This is a genomic window from Cupriavidus sp. FW305-26, from assembly GCF_058787975.1.
In genome coordinates this window covers 18,758-39,105 of sequence record NZ_JBYTAH010000068.1, presented here as the reverse complement: position 1 = coordinate 39,105, position 20,348 = coordinate 18,758, and the positions used below count along the sequence as shown (strand labels likewise).

General features: G+C 59.9%; 8 protein-coding genes. 3 read left to right on the top strand and 5 right to left on the bottom strand.

Annotated features, from left to right (window positions below; translation table 11 throughout):
- Positions 1–296 precede the first annotated feature (296 nt).
- Positions 297–1,424: a hypothetical protein gene (locus AC3WQZ_RS28535; RefSeq protein ID WP_492301712.1), complete on the top strand. Its 1,128-nt coding sequence runs from the start codon at positions 297–299 to the stop codon at positions 1,422–1,424.
- Between the two features lie 308 nt (positions 1,425–1,732).
- Here AC3WQZ_RS28535 and AC3WQZ_RS28530 read toward each other — a convergent pair whose 3' ends face one another.
- The 3 genes from AC3WQZ_RS28530 to AC3WQZ_RS28520 form a co-directional block, all read right to left on the bottom strand.
- The gene (locus AC3WQZ_RS28530) at positions 1,733–2,452 is read right to left on the bottom strand and encodes a CBS domain-containing protein (RefSeq protein ID WP_492301710.1); all 720 of its coding nucleotides are present in this window, start codon (positions 2,450–2,452) and stop codon (positions 1,733–1,735) included.
- A 430-nt stretch (positions 2,453–2,882) separates the two neighbouring features.
- Positions 2,883–5,546 carry a DEAD/DEAH box helicase gene (locus AC3WQZ_RS28525; protein WP_492301709.1) on the bottom strand — a complete coding sequence of 888 codons (2,664 nt, stop codon included), beginning with the start codon at positions 5,544–5,546 and terminating at the stop codon, positions 2,883–2,885.
- Positions 5,543–13,066, bottom strand: a complete 7,524-nt coding sequence (locus tag AC3WQZ_RS28520) for a sacsin N-terminal ATP-binding-like domain-containing protein (protein WP_492301708.1) — start codon at positions 13,064–13,066, stop codon at positions 5,543–5,545. The genes AC3WQZ_RS28525 and AC3WQZ_RS28520 overlap by 4 nt, the downstream gene beginning before the upstream one ends.
- Before the next feature lie 255 nt (positions 13,067–13,321).
- On the opposite strand from AC3WQZ_RS28520, the gene AC3WQZ_RS28515 reads away from it, so the two are divergent.
- A complete protein-coding gene (locus AC3WQZ_RS28515) occupies positions 13,322–17,071 on the top strand; it encodes an AAA family ATPase (protein ID WP_492301706.1) in 3,750 nt (1,249 codons plus the stop codon).
- A 409-nt stretch (positions 17,072–17,480) separates the two neighbouring features.
- Positions 17,481–17,699, top strand: coding sequence for a ribbon-helix-helix protein, CopG family (locus tag AC3WQZ_RS28510; protein WP_492301705.1), 219 nt, complete (start codon positions 17,481–17,483; stop codon positions 17,697–17,699).
- Between the two features lie 235 nt (positions 17,700–17,934).
- On the opposite strand, the gene AC3WQZ_RS28505 is transcribed toward AC3WQZ_RS28510, so the two are convergent.
- Positions 17,935–18,372: a hypothetical protein gene (locus AC3WQZ_RS28505; protein WP_492301703.1), complete on the bottom strand. Its 438-nt coding sequence runs from the start codon at positions 18,370–18,372 to the stop codon at positions 17,935–17,937.
- Between the two features lie 105 nt (positions 18,373–18,477).
- Positions 18,478–20,343: an ATP-dependent helicase gene (locus AC3WQZ_RS28500; protein WP_492301701.1), complete on the bottom strand. Its 1,866-nt coding sequence runs from the start codon at positions 20,341–20,343 to the stop codon at positions 18,478–18,480.
- Positions 20,344–20,348 lie beyond the last annotated feature (5 nt).

The following is a 20,348-nucleotide window of genomic DNA, read 5'->3' as shown; positions in this document are numbered from 1 at the left end:
ACCGCCCCATCACAAGGAGAAAACCCATAGACATAAAATCCAATGCAGATCTGTCCGAGAAAACGGGGTAACCCCACCGTGACGCGGGGGTGACGACCATTCGAACACGCTGGGCGACGGGTAGACGAATCGGGGCATCAAGACTAGAATAGGCGCTGGGTGCCCACCTTACTTGCACACGAGTAAAAACAGGCATTATTTTCGTCATTGCAAACCTCTCTTTGAGCCTCGTCGTCGGGGACTTAAACGTGTGCGCCTGACCCGAATTCGGCGTGGCGTTTGAGGAAAGGTTCATTATGGCGATCAAGGAACTCGCGTACATCGCGCAGCATCACCTCCAGGCCCACACCGGCACGCAATTCAAACGTGCCCACATCTACGAGCTGCTGGCCGCAGCCTTCGGCTTCAACTCCTACGCAGCCCTCTGTGCAGAAGCTGTTTTCACCAAGCAATCGCTGTCAAGTCGACGTGCGGCAGATTTTGGCGAGCACGTCAGGAACCGTTGCCTAGAGATCGGTTATCAGTTCGATACGGCTACAAAGGTCGCCGGCGTGCTACCGGCATTGATGACCGAGCACAAATTTGGGCTTGTCAGGATTCCGGATCTGATTGTCTATCTGCGGGACGAGTCAGGGCACGGTTCGTGGCCTGACGAAGTTGAGCGGGGGGATCGGAACGAGGTTAGGTGGTGGTCTTCTTCGGACGAATTGGTCTCACCCCTCATGCTCGATGGGCTCAATGCGGCCGCGAGCAGAGGCCATGCCGCCGCTCACTATGCATTGGCACTGGTCCACGCTCCAACGGAAGACGACTTCGATGCCTCAGGAGTCGGTAGTGATTACTGGTACATACAGGCCCAAAACGGACGTGTTCTGACAGGCGTGGAACAGGAGTGGGCCGACTCTCATGCGAGTCGTTTGGCACAGGATGAAAGATTCTCTCTACACCTGCGAGAGGCTGCGAAGCTGGGACACCAAGAGGCACTGTTGGAACTTGCCGATCGTTTTGACGACCCGGCTTTCTTTGAGCAGGCGACCGATTCAGTGAACGCCAATCCTTCTTGGGTTGCCGACATCGCCGAGCGCATGGGGCGACCAGAGGATGCGAGGAAGTGGTTGACGGAGGCCGCAAAACGGGGGGACACGGAAGCCATGCGCCAGCTGATCGAGGACTACGACCGCGAAGACCGACAACAATGCTGGACATGGGTGTACCTCGCAGAGCTGCTCGGCATCGATTTGACCAAGGATGAGTACGTGGCCATCCACGAGGACGGATCGCTCTATGACGACGACGTTGGCGGCCCGATGTTTGTGGATGGCCGGGATGGCTTGAAACTCGAGCCAATGAGTGAAGAGCAAGATGCCGCTGCTCGACGTGTCGCACAAGAAATCTTCGAAAGCGTTCATCGGTTGACGAAGTAACTCGAATTGCAGTCATCGAGCTGGAATGCGCGACCGTGGGCTGTACTCTTGCCGCCGTCGGTCGCCACCGCTACAGCAGTCTCCGACCACAATCGACCGCCTCTAAACCCGCACCAGCAAAGGAGTGACCTCGCAAACGCTTGCGGGGCCAGAGCAAATGGAGAACAGAGAGGGCCAGGGGCGGGGTAACAACGAAGGATTGGAGACTCAGCCGTTTCAGTCGGTGTGATAACGCCTTTGGTCGGGCAGAAGTTGAACAATCTATTTAAGAGAGCCTAGCTCGTGCTAGCGTGCGCCCTGCGATCACTTTACTTCCGGCCGATACCCAGCGTCTTGTGGACCTCTGGGAGGTCATACACAGTAAGGATTCCAAGAAGCTTCTGTTCGATCTTTCCATCCTCGGTTATTAGAATCGCATCAAGATCTTTTCCGCGAGCATTGAAGCCTGCGAACTTCGACAAGGCATCATCGAGAGTGGCTCGCTTGGATAAAAAACAGTAATGGTCGTCGTCCTCTACATGCGGAAGCACCTTCTCTATGCTCGTTGATTGCAGGCTAACGAGATCTTCCGAGACTTCAGACGCCAACCAGCGAACGACTGTCTCTGTTGTGAGTAATGCGACGAACCGTCCATCGAAAGTAATCGGCAACTGCGAGAATGATCCTTCCCGCATGTCTTCGATCGCATCGCTAATGGGGTCTCGCTGTTCACGTGATTTGACAACCTTCTGAAACTGGGGGTATATGGCTGGTGGCTTCAGCAACAACTCCCTGACGCGATCAAAGTCATGAACCGCACGGTCATTTGGCTCGGCGATAACATGTTCATCCGAGCGCTCATGGACAATGGCATTGCGAAGATCAGCGAATTCCTTCAAATCTTCCTTATATCGACGAACGGATGTATTTTTTTCAGCGACTCGCTCCACGAGCTGGTAGAAGGTAACGCTGCGATCTGCCTGGAGTTGCTGTCGCAACCAGCGCTCAATGTCTGAGAATGTCCTGAGGAAGCTCTGGGAGTTCGACATGTAGTGATCTTTACTTGCTAGGCCATCGAAAATAGGATACAAACCAGCCCCGCTGCCTCACTATCATGCGGCTTCGCAGCCAGGCCAGCGCGCTCCTGGCTCCGGCCGGTACGGGGACAGATCGAGGACCAGCCCCCGCAGGATTCGCAAAGTCGCCTCGTCGCGCGCGGCTAGCGACTGTATCAGGTCCTCGGGATTGGGCTGGCCCAGCGCAAGCCGATACAACAGCCGTTGATCCTGAAGCTGCGCGAACCGCAGCTCATCCTTACCCAGAGGCAACCGGAACAAGTAGCGGCTAATGTAAGCGCCATCCGTCTGCCATCAGGGCCGCATCCCGGATTCGTCGCTGCATTGCTGGTTGGCTAGCCGTTCGACGGCAGCCCATGGCGATCGTCCTTTGTAGTCATAGGCCGGTCCCGTTCTCTTCCGTCTACGACGACGTCCACAGCATTGCCAGTTCCTCAATGTGCAGCGTTTCGAATGAAGACTCGCCGCCTCTGAAAAGGATAGGCATGGCCGACGATGACTGCGCGACCCAGTCCCGCGCTGCCTCGGCCCAACCTTCAGGCGCGCTGGCAGGTTCGGGCTTGAGCGCGCAGCCGTTCACGAGTCGCAGCACTTCCCAGTCCTTCAACAGCATGAACGCGCCCGGCTTTCCAGTGATTCCGAATACGGCCCGTCCGCTAGCCTTCGAGCCGCCTGTGACCTTGCTGGATACGGCGATCACACGCACCGGCTCTGGCAAACCGTCGATGAGACAGAAAACGCCGTGCAGCAGAGCGGCCTCTTGCAGCGCCTTCTCCATCAGCGGGTGCCCCACGCCCATCAGGTCTTCCGTTCCCGTCGTGGCCTTGCGGTCGAACTGCAGATTTTCGTAGCTGCGGCGCATCCGGTGATTCTTTGCCCACTCGTCGGGCGTTTTGACCCACATGCAAAGGCCCTCGACCTTGGGACGGCGCCGGTTGAACGTCAGCGAGCCTTGCACGAAGGGAAGCAGATCCGGCAGATCGACGGGTGGTACGTCCTTGAGCGCGGACAAGTCGAATCCGTCCGCGCGTCCGAAAAGATCCCGCAAAGCCTCGAGCGCGGGAGCACCGCCAAGCGTGCTCGTCTGCTCGTCGAACCAGGTGTCGAGGCGTTCGGTCGGAATCGTCGCCGCGCGGGAAAAAAGCTGGTCGAACAGTTCTGGGCTGCTCATGCCAAGCACCAGTTGCAGCAAGTCTTCCGGTTCGTCCATCGCGGACCCGACCGCACGCATGATGCTGGCGAGCTTGCTCTCAAGCTTTTGCCAGATCATCGATTCGACCGTGTCGGGATTGCGAAGCGACACGACCGAAACGGCGTGCTTCTGACCGTAGCGATTCAGGCGTCCGACCCGCTGATGTAGCCGCATCGGGTTCCAGGGCAGGTCGACGTGAATCAGCGCGCTGCATCGCTCCTGAAGATCGATACCTTCGCCGCCCGCTTCAGTCGACACGAGAAAACGGATGCGTCCGGCGTTGAACGCATCGCACGTATCGCCGCGGCGGCTGGGTAGGGCCGTCGTTCTGCCATCGGGAAGCGTCACGTGGTCGAGCCGATCTTCGCCGTTCAAAAAGCCGACCGTGCTTTGCCCGAATTCTGCCATCAGCGCCGATACGACCTGTGCCTGCGTCTGCTTGTATTCGGTGAAGAGCAATACCGGCTCGCCGTCGAAACGGCGCCGGATGACTTCAATGACTTTTCGGACGCGGCTTTCTTCCTTGACCAGACGGCCGGCCTCGATCAAATCGTCGAGATAGCGGTCTTCGTCTTCCATCAGCTGAAGCTGGGCGCGCTTGGTTTCGCGTACCCAGGCCTCGAGCGCGTCGAACGTCTCATCCTTCCCCGTCTCCGGCTGCAGGTCGAGCTCATTGCGAGACCGGATGGCTTCGTTCCTGAGCCGTTTCTGACGCGTATCCAGCGCCGCCAGCACCGCGGCGATCGAACTCGACGCCAGCTTCTGCAGCGCGATCAGCACCAGCATGACCCGGCCTCCTTCTGTCCGGTTCAATGAGGATGCGTATGCGCGACCTTCCAATATGAAATCGGACATCAGCTTGTAGAAGGCTTCTTCCGCGGGTGTGTATCTGAAGGTCTCCGGATACTGTTCAATCGGCTTGAAGAGGCGCTCGCCATGCATGTTGGTGGCTTTCTGCTTGGCATTTCGAATCAGATAGCGCGGCAGCGCGGTGAGCATCGCCGCCTCGTCACGACTGGGGCCGAACACTTCGCGATCTACCAGACTCATCAGCGACCAGAAGCCGCGATTCTTGCCGCGGTGAGGCGTACCGCTGAACAATACGCACGATTCCACCTTGCCAGCCAGTTGCAGCTTTTCGAGCAATTCGAAGCCGAGCGTGCGCTTTCCGCTGTCGTCGACATTGAGATGATGCGCCTCGTCGACAATCACCATGTCCCAGGCGGGCGCCTCAACCAGACGTTCGTGACGGCCTCGTATATCCGCGCGCATGGTCGGCAGAGATGCGACGACTACATCGTGCACGCCCCAGAAATCCGTGCGTTGCGTATCCAGATCCGGTCGATAAATGCCGGCGCGGAGGTCGAACATCGATTTCAGGCGCACCTGCCACTGTGCGACGAGATTCGCCGGGGTCAGAATGAGAATGCGCTGTGCCTTGCGGCTGGCGCGCAGCGGCCACAGGATCAGGCCGGCCTCGATAGTCTTACCCATGCCCACGTCATCGGCGATGAGCAGGCGGATTGGCCAGTTGCGCAAGGCACGGTGGCAGACCCACAGCTGATGAGGTAACAGCGAGATGCGGGAGCGTGTGAATACGCCCCATGCATTGTTCACGGATTCGATGGCGGCGGCCTGAACCTTTAGACCCACCTCGAGCGACGAGGACAACGCGGCAGCCGACCTGACGTCCGAAACTGATGCGATGGCGTCCAGTTCCCGGCAGAACACCTGCTCGATGCGCTGTGCGAAGCGAACGACTGCGGTGTCGCCATCGACCATCAGGACGCTGCCCTGACCAAGGCCGGGATGCATGACTGTCATGCCGGCGGCGATGGCCGCCTGCGTGTCATCTGGTCTGAGTGCCGTGCTCATAGCAATTCCTCATTTTCTGTTTCCCATGCACCGCGTTCGTCGCGGGTATTGCTCCATCGCACGACATCGCGCTGCAGGCTTGCGTCGCGCGCGAGCAGAACTAGCGGAATGTCGAAATCACCGCAGAAGCTGGCACGATCGGTGTCGCCGAGTTCGTCCACTAGCAATTCATGAATCTTCGCGCTGGTGTCCATACCGTTGTGTCCCATCGCATCGAGCAGGGCGCAGACGGATTCTCCGGGCATGAACGCCATACTCTGGGCGACCTCCGTATCCAGCACGCCCGCGCGCAGCAGTTCTCGGATCACTAAATGATGGCCGACACGCAGTGTGCCGCTCAGTGTCGCGGCGTCGATGTCCGAACCGCTAAGCGATGCATCGGTGGCGGGCGTGAGAAGATGCGCGGCCTCACGTGCATCGCGATACTGCAGATTGCGGAAGAGCTCAACATAGGTATCGAACCAACGCGCGACGCGATACAACCGCGGGAAAGAGTCCATCCACAGTTCGAACTCGTTGCTCACGTGCGTCGTGTCCGTATATTCGCGCAGTATCGCCATCCACTCGTCGGCTGCCGAGTCCGGATCGAGCTGGCTGATCGTATACCACCAGCCTCGTTGCTCCAGAAAATCGAGGAAGCCGCGATTCTGTGCGTCTCGCACACGGCCAAAGCGCCGGAACACGCCCAGGCTGAACAGGCTCATCCAGGTTTCGCGATGAGTGGGATCATCGGCGAGACGCTGCCTGTCGATCCGTTGCGGCCAAAGTTCGCGCTCGTATTTCGGCAAGTGTTCATCGCGATGAGCTTCCCACCAATCATGGATAATGTCGAAATCGAGTTGGGCCGCCGGGTCGTCGACTTCGATCTCGTCTTCGCTTGGGCCGTCTGGCGAGAGGCCGAGCGATGAAAGCATGAAGTTTCGCGTCCAGTCCAGCAGGTTCGCCAGCAATGCGTGCTCAGCATGCAGACCGGTGATCCACTTATCTTTGAGCGGCGAGGACTTGATCGCCCGCCATACGAAATCCGAATTGAGATTAGCCGCCAGCCAGTCGATCGCTGCCTGCTGCCGCTCAACCGTCTCGGCCTCGACGCACCACCGCGCGATCTCTTGAGTGAACCACGTGCGCCCGTCCAGATACTCCTGCATCATTTCCCAGGCGTCTGCGTCGGTCTCGTAAGCCGTATCGGGCAGAAAGTCCGGCGATGCCAGGCGCCTGAGCGGATCGTCTTCACCCAGGCGCGTGAACAGATTCGCAGCGGTTTTCCATGCGCCCGATTGCGCGCGCAATTGCATCGAAGCCAGAGCGGTACGCCATCCGAGTTCCACGACATTTGTCGGCGGCCACGCCTTCACAACAGCCGCCAGCATGGCAAACTCTTCCGGACTCACTTTGTTGGACGGGCCCAACGCCTGAGCGACAATCTGCCGGGACAGTTCGTCGACCGAGGCTTCATCGTCGGCGCCCGAGCGGCGTCGCAGCCAGTCCCGCACCTCCCGCACGCACCACGAAGCAGGCGGAAACACGGCGGTGAAAGCCGGCCAGTTGAGCAGCGTAGGCAGCAGTGTGCTGAACCTGTCGTACGCGATCGACAGTTGCAACTGGTCGACCCGCACGAAGCCGGCCAACCCGGCCTTGAGGCCGTTCGGCACGACACCGCAGCGGGCGACCACGCGTGCGAAAAGCATCGACGCAAAGGTCTCAGTCACCCGCGCATCCTGCGATGCATCGGCCGACGGCTCGTCCCCGAAAGCCTGCGTCCAGAACGCGTACCAGAATTCCGCCGCGCTGATCTGCGGCGACACTGACAGCTCTCGCGACCATGACGGCCAGTCCGCCATCGTCTGCGTCAGCAATTCGGTGACGAGCGGCGCCAGCGCTTCCGCCAGGCGCGTGGCGATGTCCAGATTGGTCTTCGCTCCGGCGCCCAGAGGCAAGCTCCCGCGCCCAGTATCGATGTCGAAGCTTGCGTTGAGGATCAGGCCGGCGGCCGGCATGCCGCGCGTGGGCGCATTGACCCAGATGGCGGGCACGGGATGCCCGGCGGCGTCTTCGAAGGGAACCGGCTGGCCGTCCAGACGCATGGCCATCGCGCCGAGTGGGCAACGCAGCACCAACAGACGGCCGGGCAACAGCCCGCGCGCATGGGGCAGTAATACGTGGCTCAATTCACATCGGGAACCGGGCGCTTCGAGCAGGCGCCTGGGACGCCATGCATGCGTCACGCCGTCCACTTCGATATGCCGCACGTGCTGTGTGAACGCGACACACACGCCTGCCAGCGCGGCGAATCGCTGCAGCAACCCTTCCGCGGATTCCAGACTTAGCGGCAATTCGACGACGGTCGAGCGCAAATTCCCCTGCGCCTGCCGGTATTGCGCCGCGACCGATCTACCCCGCTCGCTCAGTTCGGCTCGCTGCGGCAGACAGCCCGCGACAATCTCGAAGTGCAGCCCGCCGCTTTCGATGACCGGCTTGTCCGACACCAGAAGCACGCTCTTGAACCCGAGCCCGAACTTGCCTGTCAGGCCATCTTCCTCCTCTTTGCCGGATGCGTTCAGCATGAGCATCCGCTCGAGGTCTTTCGCATGATCCTCGCGATATCCGCCGCGCCTGCCCGATGTGTTGATTGGCCGACCCCAGTGTATGAACAGCACGCTCGTCGCGGTACACGCCACCACGAAGCGGCCAACTTCCGACTCGGCGTATGGCTCACGACCTTCGTCGGCCAGCATGGCCTGGAGCTCGAGGACGGCGTCGTCCGCGTTTTGCAGCAATTCGAAAGGAACGCTCGAAGACTCGTAATGAAAGTGCCGCAGCTTTTTGCGGATCGCCGTCAGGATGGCATATTGCACCGATTCGTCGGTCTCGACTCGCCTCGCCAGTTCGTTGAGCGCCTTCATGAGCCGTTCTTCGCAGCCACGCAAGTCGGATCGCGCGCGCAAGGCGCTCTGACGTTCACGCCTTGCCTTGTCCAGAAGCTTGATCGCCTCATCGATCGAGGGATGCTTCTTGACGGCAGGCCATTGAAGAACCAGTTGTGGCAGGCCTTCGAGAATGAGGCTGCGCGCGACTTCGAGCTCGATCTGGTCCGATTGTTCGAACAGGCCCCACAATTCCGTCAGGTCCGCGCGCTTCTGGTTGTAAAGATGCTCGAAGAGTTCCTCCGCCGTGCGCTGCAGGATCTGCTTCTGCTGCGCTTCGTCGAAGCGGCGCAGGCAGTCCATTGGGCGCATGCGCACTTCCACGCCATAGCCGCCACGCCAGTTCAACTTGCCCGCCAGCAGGGTCGACATCGAATCGATGTCGGTCAGCGGCAACACGAGTTCGTCGCCGGTCAGCGCGAGAGCCTGCACTCTCGAGCCGGAGGACTCGACGAATTCGGGTTTCAGGATCGCAAAAGGCTGTTGCGGCGAGGTGTGCCCACCCATCCATTCCTTCCGATTGACGGCTGTGTCGAAGCCCGGATCTTTCCAGTTCAGGCGCAATAGATAGTCGTCGTAGGAAATCGGATTGATCCAGCGCTCACACAGCGGCCGCGCTGCGCTGCCGAACAAGCCGAGCATTGCACCGAGCGCCTGTCCGACGTTATATTCCGCAAGCGGCTCGCACCACTGTTCCAGCGCGACCTCGAGGTGAGCGTTCGAGCTACCGTCGGTCGCGGCGGATTCGATCGGGGTCGCAGGCGCGCCATCGTTCTTGACCACGATGCCAGACAGTATCTCGAGCGCTTCCTTGTGCAACTGACTGGACGCATCGACGCCGAAAGCACTTGCCACGAGTTCCGATGCCGCTCGCCACGTGCCATTTGCGGCTGGCAGCCGCACCGCCGACAGCCGGCTCCTGAGTTCCTCAGGAGGGGCGCTCCGGGCCCACTCCCTGAGATAGACCAGTCCCACCTCCAGCACGTGCGGGCTCTGAACCTGATCCGCGAGTTCGGCCAGCGCCGCCTCCACTCGCGCGGCAGGCAGCGGCTGAGCAATCTCGTCGAGCAGCGCCGCGGCATCGGCAATACTGGTAGCACTCGCGGCCTTGTATAACACGGACCATGCAGGCAAGGATTCGAGTGACGGCAGCACGTCGCGGAACCGATCGAGCGCGCCGGCGTCGAGTCTCCCTGCACGGCCGACGAAATAGCCTGCATTTCCCATCATCTGAGCGAGCACGTCGAGCGCCTTCGCGTCCAACGGCACGAGTTCCTTCAGCCGGTCGAAACTACGGTGATCGCGCACGGCGCCTTTGAGCTCGTCGAGACTTGCATAGGCATACTCGCATTCCGCAGCGAGCGCACTGATCTCCGTGCGCATGGTGTCGATACGCACGACGCTCGAAAGCGCGATCGTTCCGCCCGACGCAAGAGGCAGCCAGGGCACTTCTGTCCACGAGCCACGGACCTCGTTCTTGTCGAGTTGCGGCAGTAGGTCCATCAGTTCGGACCAGAACGCCGCCGGGGCTTGCGATTTCAACAGTACGCGCCCGGCGTCGGCGGCTGACCAGTGCGGGATGAGCGCGTGCTGGCGGCGCTTGTGCGCATCATCGGACGACTCGACGATGAAGCGAAGGCCGTGCTCGAAACCGGGTGGCAGTAACGGAAAACGTCCAAGAAAGCAGTCATGTGCGGAACCGAATCCACCGCGATTATCACGATGCAACGGCAGGTTCAACCAGACAGCGTCGTCCTTGATGGCGCCGAGCAGCATGTCCCGGTCGGACTCGGTGAACTGCTTCGCGTCCACGTCGTCGAACCTGCCGAGACGCTTGAGGTGCTCAGTGACCGTCTGCTGATCCACCGGCCTCACCTTGAGCTCGACACAACTGTGGTCCGTCAGGCGGCTACTGAGCGTGACATCGAGCACGTTCCAGCTGTCGGTTTCCACCATGCGCCAAAGCCGCACCCAGGGTTCGTCCTTTCCGGACGGGTCTTTCCAAAGGGGCTCGTTCGACCGGAAATGCCTGGCCGATCCGTGAAGCAGATAGCGCACACCATCGCGCACGGGCGCGATCGTGAGATCGGCGTCGGCGACGCACCTGAGCAGTGGCGTCCGTTCGCCGGGCGTATTTAGAGCGGGCGCGGCGACCTGCATGCCAATGGCGCGGAAAATCTCCTTCGCGTCATTGGTTCTGGGTACCTCCCGATTGCCTGAATCATGGGCGGAACGGATGAGTTCGCCGGTGAATCGGCTCACGACCACTGGGCGTAGACCCGGCACCGCGCGCGCGAGCATCCCGGTCAGACCGAGTTTGTCCATGCCGTCCGCAGTTCGGAACAACTGATGACGACGATGCAAGTCCAGCAACTCGTCGAGCGAGCAGGCGACTTCGGCGGCGTCGGCAGCATCCATCGCGCGCAGAATGCGCAGGCGGGGCCAGCGACGCAGCAAATCATGTTGTGCTTCCTCGTTCGGTCCGCCGGCTCGAATGAACGCGTCGGCGGCGTCGAGGCAGGAAGGCACGTTGATACCTTCCTCGACCAGCGCGCCCAAGCATTCCAGCCACTTCTCGACATCGGATGCCGACGGCGCGCCGCCTTCTGGTGCGAGGTCGGCGGGAATGAGCAGAGCATCCGTCTGAGCGTCGAGCAATCGGCGATAGATCGCTTCCGGCACCGCACGCCGGGCATCCTTGTCGCGGGCACCGATGCCATAGCGCAGCGACGGCCGCAGAAGTCCGACCACCTCCTGGAGTAACGCGCGGTTGTTTCGTAGTTCAGCAAGCTGCAAGCGGCGCAGCGCGCCGCGCAACGCCACGACGAGCCGAACCTGCACGTGCTCCATGGCGAGCGCTACGCTCTCATGCATGCGCAGAAACTCCAGCAGATACCGGAGTTCGACCTCACCGGCGAGCGTCGCAGCTGGGATTTCATCGATGACGCGGCACACCGAGTCATCATCCCATTGCGGGACAGATTCACTGATACGTGGCGCCGTCGCGTCCAGAAAGACCGCGTCGCCGAGCGCACCCAGACCCGGAAGCGCCCGCCACGGACGCTCGTGATCATTGTTGACCGGCCTAGGCAGCAGAAGCAGCCTGTTCGGCTCCGCGGGAAGAAGCTCCCATGCCGGACCTCGAGGGCGCAACACGCGGCCCCAAGCGTGCTCGCGGCACACATGTGCGCCAAAGGTGGCGATGAACCCACCGCCGTGCGCGGCCTCTCCGTTGATGACGCAACGCGTCAGCGCGTAAGTCAGATCATTGATCGTGGCGTCGTCGAAACGTTCGGTACGGACGTATTCGTCGAGCGCGGGCAGAAGCATCGGCAAGACGACGCGTTGCGCCAACGTCTGATTCCAGGCCAGTTGAACCGAGGACTCCGTGCTCGCGTCGTCCGTCTCGATGATCGGCCCGGTGATCTGTTCGATGCCCTCGATGCCCCGCCGCCCCGCGTCCACGAAGAACTGACCATGAAGCGCGATGCTGTATTCGCGCGAGCTGCCGTGAATCGTCGCCTGATAGCAGAAGCGCTCCTCATCGGTGGGCAAGAATACGGCCCATTGCAAAGACAGCTTTCCCTTGCGGCCATCTGCGTGCGCGAACGCCACTGCGCCCTCCGGCTCACCCTTGTCGCGCACCGATCCTCTGCGTCCCTGTTCGACGATCGCATTCGTCTTGGGCCAGCCCGGCAATCTTTGAAGTCCGGCGAAGGGTAGCTCGCCGATGCGCGCCGCCTGCCGCGCCATGAAGCGCAGGCGCTGCTCTTTCGGGCCGCCGTCGTCCACGGTGCCGGCGATCGTCAGACCATCCGTGTAGTGATCGAGACGCTGTGCGCCGTCAGCGAGATTGATTCGCAAACCGAAGGCCGGGCGCGATGCCGTTCCCGCGAATTCGACCGTGCGCAGACAGCGAAGCATCGGCAGCAGGCCGCCGATGCGTCTGTCGACGTCGGCCTGGGTGATGAAGTCTAGATCGCGACCAGGCTCGTCGCCGGGATAGCGGTCGATGATCGGCGCCGTCAACGTCCCGTCGACCTGCGGCACATGACTGCGGCGACGCAATGGCACCCACAACATGAACCAACTCTGCCCCGGCTGCGTGAGCGGACTCGCCCGTGCGATGTCGTTCAGCGCCTGCACGTCGCGCTCCGTATAGCGCTCCCATGCCGCGTGCATGGGTAAGGAATTGTCCTCGTCAAACCACGGGTTTAGGATTTCCTGGTAACCGCGTTCACCATCGCTCGCGACGTAGAAGAACGCTTCGCAGAGATGGAAAACGCTCTTCATGCCAAGCCCGAACTTGCCGATCGCGCCAGTCTCCGCCGCCTTGCTGTTGACGCCGAACTTGGTAATCGCGCGCCGGTCCTCGGCTTTGAAGCGTCCGTTGTTCAAGACCCATAGCGCCGGACCATGAAGGAGCGGATGATCGGCCGTTTCGGCCAGGCCATCGTGATAGCCGAATGCCAGCGATGTCGCGCCAGCGTCGTCGGCGTTCTGTACCAGTTCTTTGAGGATTGGAAAGCCCGACTTGTAGCGGTCGCGCAGGTTATTGGAAATCAGATTGACATAGTCCGTCGTGAATCCCGCCACATGTTCCCCCGGTGAAGCAGTTTTCTAATTTATGGGCTCTTGTACCTGCATTCCATGGTCGAACGCAGCTTCTCTCAGGCCTCGTCGATTGGACATCTCAGCGCCCGATGAATTGCAATATCCTAGCGCATCCACATCACAATCAATGTATATACTAGCGCACACGTTGCTTTTTCTCGACCCACCCCGGCAAGTGCCGGCTGCGCCATTCAAGGGCCTCGGATAGAATTCTTCCCATCAAAATGGGAGGACTCGATGGGAGTCGTGCGCAATCTTTCCGTCCGCGTTCCTTGGCATGACGACGCCTGGAACGGAAAAGTGTGCAGTGATCCGCTGGGCAACAGCTCCTGCATTGCGGTCAAGGTGGTGGCCGACGGACGCAACGACGCATTCGAAGCGAAAGCTGCCGGCGAGTCATTCAATTCACTTGCGCCCAACACCCTCCCTCCTTGTCTCCGCTCGAGCGCATCGTTTCTCAGCCCCGACGCGCACGTCTTCGAAAGTGTCATGTCGTATTCGAGATGGAGCCGGGATCACAAGCACATACGGCCACGCCCGATTCACGTGCCCGCATGGGGCGCCCTGACCATTCCCTATCGTTGGATGCTCAAGGAAAGTGGCTTCGCGATAGCAGAAGAACTAGGGCTCGATTGCGGCGATGCGCATGAGCCTAAGAACCCGCAATGGCTGAAGCAAACGAGCTGGATCCAGGGGCTGGACAATCAGACGGCAATGCTTGAGGCATTCGCGAACCCGCTTATCGAAAATGAGAGCCTCGTACTGTTTTATGCGACTCGGACTCCTTTAAGCGATAGCGAACGCCGTGTCTTGCTAGGTGCGGCGTTCTTGTCGAAGAAGCATCAACTCCAGGAGTACGGGTACTCCGGAGCGGGTCCCGACGCGTTGCGGACGATGGTGTGGGAGCGTCCAATCCAGCATAGCTTGCGACAGGGACGTGACGGTCATTTCAGCGGCGGCTTCGTGATGCCCTATCACACGCTCCTTCGTCACTGTGCAGACCATCCGGAGGTCGACCCCGCCGAATACGTCGCATACGCTCCGGACGATGCGCGCATTCAGTTCTCCTTTGGCAGCGAGCATGTCACCCACGGCGCAGCTGCCGCGGCACTCATGTCGGCGCGCCACGCGCTGGAGCGCACCGCGGAGGTGCTTGCAGGGCCGTGGGAAACCTACATTGAATGGATCGATGCCCGCCTAAGCGAACTGTGGAAAATGCACGGACCCGCTCCCGGACTCGGCCCCGTGCTGTCGGCCTTGCACCAGGGCTTCAACGGCACGCTCTTCGCCATTGCGCTTTCCGATGAACTGCCGGTCAACGCAGATCCATGGCCCGTCATCGACGAAATATTCTCAGGTTCGCGCCAGGCGCCGGTGGGATCGCCTACTGTCACCGGCATGCTTCGCAAGCGTTGGAAGCACGCACAGTCGCAACCCTGCCGACAAGATTTTCTCAAGCTGCTTGCCCGATTCGAACTGACCAAGGAGCAGGCGAAGCGTGCGGTGGAAAGCAACGCGGAAGAAATCGTCAACAATCCTTATCTTTTGTTCGAACGGGATCGAACAGAAAGCGATCCAATCGCGTTTGCGACGATCGATCGCGGCTTGCTGCCCAGCAAGGAGGTGGCGGTGGCCCATCCGCTTCCAGCATGCTGCAATTCGGAACTCGGCGAGTACGACAACGAGCACCGGCTCCGTGCTGCCTGCGTCGAGCTTCTCGAATCGAGCACGGCGCGCGGACACACACTGCTTCCGGTCGAAGAACTCGCACATTCCGCGGATGACCTGGATGTCGTGCAGCAGGTTCCTCTGGATGCGGAAACGATCGAAATCTGCAGCGACAGTTTCGAACCCGTGGTGAAGGTGTTCGGCAAGGCCAAGAACTCGTCGGTGCAACTGGACCGTTACGTCGCCACTGGCGCATTGCTCTCGGCTGCGGTGCGCGAGCGACTGCTGAGCAAGCCTCAGGCAATTGAGGTCGACTGGCGCGGTCTCGTCGACGAGACGTTCGGTGCCATGGCCCCGGAAGATGCCGATGAGGACCAGGCTCGAACCGAGAAAGCTCTCGTACTCGAACGAATAGCGGCCAATCGCCTATCGGTTCTGATCGGGCCTGCCGGTACGGGCAAGACTACGGTGCTCAAGTTCCTGCTAAGCCGCGCTGACATCGTTGGCCAGCGGGTCCAGCTTCTTGCGCCGACGGGCAAAGCCCGCGTGCGGTTGGGCAAGGAAACGCAGCATCTCGGGACCGTACAGACGGTCGCCCAGTTCTTGCTGGAAAGCCGATACGACGCCAATACCGGACGATATTTCATCAATAAGGAGGCGCCCAAGGCCACGGCGACGACTTGCATCGTCGACGAATCATCAATGCTGACGGAAGACATGCTCGCGGCCATCGTCGACGCATTGCCAGGCAGCTGCCGTCTCGTCCTCGTCGGCGACCCGTACCAGCTTCCGCCGATCGGAGCCGGATGTCCTTTCGTAGATATCATCGAGTTTTTGCGACGCTCCGGACATAGCGAGGCGGTTGGCGAATTGCGAACGCCGCGTCGAACCAGGCAAGGCGGAGCGAACGTGCCTGTCCTGTCCCGATCTGACGTACAGCTGGCAGCAATCTTCTCTGGCCGAGGTTTGCCGCCCGGAGAAGATGAGATCATGTCGGGCGCGCTCGAGGGCGAGGACGATGATTACGTTAGGTTCCGTCGCTTCGAAAGCATGAGAGACCTGCCGGGACTCATTGAGTCGGTGTTGGCCGAAGACCTCCAGTGCAGTCAAGAGGATCTGCCTGCCACGTTCGAACTCTCGATGGGCGCGACCCGCAACGAGAAGGGTTACCTCAATTTCGAGGAGGGATGCTCGAAGGACGTCGCAAGCTGGCAGATCCTGAGCGTCAACCGTAATGGTCCCGGCGGCTCTCTTTTCCTGAATAGGCGAATCAAAGACGGGCTGCGTTCCGCGCGACTGCGCGATACGCTCAACTCCCGCAAGACGCCTCGCTTCAAAGACTGGTGGCGCTTTCCCAAGCCGGGCGGTTCGGAGCAGGTCGTCTACGGTGACAAAGTCATTTGCGTGCGCAACCACAAGCGCGAGTCGTACGTGTATGGCGCATCCGCCGCTGCGCGCGAGGAATTGCTCGCAAATGGGGAAATCGGACTCGTCACTGGCCAGCGGACATGGGGCAAACGGGACCCTCATTTCCTTCACGTGGAGTTCGAGGGCCGTAGTGACAGAAACTTCTCTTTCTCGGGGCGCGATTTTTCCGAGGACGGGCAACCCAAACTCGAACTGGCCTACGCTATCACGGTCCATAAAGCGCAAGGCAGCGAATTCGACACCGTAATTTTGGTGCTGCCGGCTCACAGCAGACTCGTTTCGCGCGAAATGTTATACACGGCGCTGACGCGTCAGAGCAAACGGATCTGGATTCTTCATCAGGGTCCGTTCGAAAATTTCCTCGCTCTGCGTCATCACGTGTTTTCCGATATCAGCGGCCGGTTCACGAATCTGCTCAGCTCCTTCGACTTCCGCGCTGCGACGCCACCTGCTAACGTTCCACCGGGCCTCAAGTCCGCTCAACGCCGCTTTCTCACCGACAAGCTGATTCATCGCACACTGCGAGGCGATATGGTGAGCGCGAAGAATGAGGTGGTCATCGCCAACATCTTGCACGGACTCGAAAAAGAGGGGTTGCTGCGCTACGAAGTGGAGCCACTGCTTCCGTTCAGTGAAGGCCGCGGCCGTTGGGCCGATTTTCGGATCGAGTCCCAAGGACAGACTTGGTATTGGGAACACTGCGGTCTGCTAGGCGATGACAACTATAGGAAACGCTGGCAGCGCAAGCTGGCCCTCTACGGGGCAAATGGCTTCTCAGAGTATTCGGAGAAGAATCCGGGAGGCCGTCTCATCGTCACGCGCGACGGCCCCGAGGAAGGTCTCGATTCCATAGCCATCGACGATCTGGCCCGCCGCGCATTTGTGAAATGAAAGCGTCCTGTGAAGGATGCTGCGGACGGACGTGGCGATCTCGACACTTCGGTGACGCCCGAATTGCTAGTACAGTTGGGTTGGAGAATGGGGGGACGAGTTGTCGGTTGAGAAACGGGATTCCGCCATCGGGACCCCGAAAGGACATACACCATGCTGAAGCACCATCCTCGTCCCGGGGAGCGATCGCACGAAGATGTGCTTCTGCCGCATGGGGCCCAAGCAATCGATGCGGCATATCGACTCGGTGCCTCAGCCCGGTGGCCATCAGGCTCGAACGCGCGGGTGGCAGTGGGTTCCTGCTCTCTTTGGAGACAGTCTCTAGCACTGTCCGGTAGCGATACGGACGCCAAGCGTGAATACGCTTGCAGCGTGGCATGTGGTGCGTATGGCACCGTCGGAGACGGATATGGCCCGAATCGTGGTCGACTTGCCTGATAAGCAAATGGAGGAATTAGCGGCAATAGCGGAGGCCGAGCACCGTCCACGGGCCACTGTCGTCCGTGATGCTATCGAGGCATACATCTCGCAGCGAAAGCTGGTGCTTCGGGCTGATGTGTTCGGGCTATGGAAGGGTAAGAAGACCGACGGCCTCACATACCAGCAGGAGCGTCGCTCGGAATGGTGAACGTTCTGCGGAAAATCGCCGTCCAATGCGTCCGAAAGTGGTTCCCAGTCTATGAAGCTGTCGCAAGTGGAAGCGGATTGAGGGCACCGGTCGCGGCGACCTGGACTGTGATCAACTGATCGGCATCGATCAAATCGGGCTGCCACTTAGCGGTCTTGTCACGCCTACCCCAACCAAGATCCTCGAGACAGTCGACCTCATGGACGCAAAAAGTGACTGACCATGGTAGTGCATCCTAGCGGCGGCGCACAATCACTGTGCCGGGATCTCCCCTCTCAACCACTACCTCTTCTGCTGTTTTCCACCCCAGCTGTTCGGACAGCTCGGAAGGCAACGGAATAATGAGATCACCGCTTTCGTCGGTTGCTGCAACCGCAGTGACCTGCCAAACGGCTGGCGACCGGATATTCGCCAAGTACTTGAGTAAGATATCCCGTAACGTTGCATCGTCATCCGGAAGCGCCAACCAATCCGCGAAGTTGTCATCGGAATACTTCGCCCAAGCCATGACTGCTTCGTCGTCCGTTTTCTTGAGAGCAGCTTCCTCCAAGCAGACAAGCATCCGGTCAACATCTTTGGCAAACTGCTTCCTAAGTTCTTGCCGTTCACTATAAGTCGGCGTCATAGCAGTGAGCTCCCATATGGACGTGTTCGGCGCGATGTCGCAGTTCATATTACCGCGCCTAACATCGCGTTGAAGCAGCACCCGGCTACGCAGTCGGTAGAACTGGGGAAAGTTAACGAATCCAGCGCCTCAGCTGCGAGGACGCCGCGCCAACTACTGAAGCGGCGCCGAAGTTATGTATGGGGAGGGAACTCCCTGCCAGACGTCGCCCCAAGGCATCAAGCGCTGACGCGGATACGACAGATATAGCAATCGCTTCGACCTCGTCACCGCGACGAACGCGTTCCGGCGCTCCTCGTCCTTCTGCTTTTGCCCTGTGGCCCTATAGTCTGGAAACACTCCGTCCGCCATTCCAACCACAAAAACGACATCAAACTCGAGCCCCTTTGATGAGTGCACCGTCAACAGAGCCACCCCCTCTCGGGTCGCCTGGCCTGATGTTCCGAGCGCGATGTTGCTAAGGAAGCCTTGCAGAGTACGCACCCGCGAGCCGTCCGATCGCAAGAAGTGGTCCCACTCCTGCCTGAGCACGGCCACATCCTCACGAACGGCGCGTCTCTCAGGCACCTCTAGCGTATCGGCGTATTCCTCCAACGTCTTGAATGCCGGTAAGAAATCCAAGCGCCGTCCAACGGTTGCATGTACGGCGGCAACCGCGTTAGCGACGACCCGGCTCCCTGGGGCGCCTTGCGCGTCCGCCATAGCACGCATTCGTTGAACAACTTCCGCCTCGTTCGCTGGCGTACTTGAATAGGGGGGGAGATTCCATCGCTTATGAATCGCTGCCAAATGCACGGCATCCTTCGGATTTGCGAGAATTCGAAGCGCAAGCTGGAACTCGTCGACTAAGTCAGATTCGTTCTCGTGTGTGACACTAAGCCGCCTATAGTAGGGCAGACCACGGTCCTTAAGTTCCCGCTCCACCCCAAGCAAGGCATACCTGGTGCGCCCCAGAATCGCGAAGTTCGTCGGGCTGATCGAACCTTCAATGTCCGGATGTCCCGCGACCATCAACCGTTTGAGCTCGTCGACGACGCGCGACGCCTCATTGGCCTCATCCGTTCCGACAAGAAGTTTAGCTACGCCTTCCACGGGCAGCTGACCTGCCACTGTGTATGTCGGGTCCAGCGATTGTGCCACTCGAACAACGGCCATGGATGAGCGGTAGTTCTCTTGTAGATGGATCTCCGTCGCATCGAAGTCGTTCTTGAAGTCGACAGTCAGATATTTTGGGCTGGACGTATTGAAGCCATAGATTGACTGGTTCGGATCACCGACCAACATAATGTTGCGCAAGGAATCTCCGGCCAACGCGCGAATGACTGCGTACTGCGCCTCATTGAGATCCTGCGCCTCGTCCACGCATACGTAGGCATAGACACGCCGATAGAAATCGGCAATCTGCTGAAATTCCGTGAAAAGCCGGTAGGTATAGAGGAGCAAATCGTCGAAATCGCACGCCCCACATGCCTGCAATCCCGCGTTGTAGCCCTCGTATACGCGCTGGAGCACGGGGTCGTCGATGCCGTTCCCAGCTGTCGAGATCGGGTGGGCCTTAATGTACGAAATGCTCTTTAGCCAGTTATCCAGGCGCTGGTTTCTCTCCTTCATCGATAGGTGAGAGATCTCCCCTTGCAGTAGTGGGTCCTCTTCAACGACTTGAGCAAGAATCTGCTTGCGGTCCTGATATTGCTCGAAGATCTGCGGCATGGTGGTAAGCCCGATGTGCTTGCCGCGATCGGCGAGTACATCGAGGCAGAATCCATGCAGCGTCCCAACGAAAGAGCGCTTGCGCGCCTCGGCTAGATCGCTAAGCCGATCCGTCATTTCCTTGGCAGCCTTATTTGTAAATGTGAGCGCTAGAACCCGGAAATGACCAGGCACCTGCGTCAAGAGACGGCGGATACGCTCGGTCAGAACTCGCGTCTTGCCCGAGCCAGGACCAGCGATGACTAGTAGCGCTCCGTCGCCGAACTCCACGACCTGCCGCTGTGTAGCGGATAAGCGAACAGTGGACATGCTCG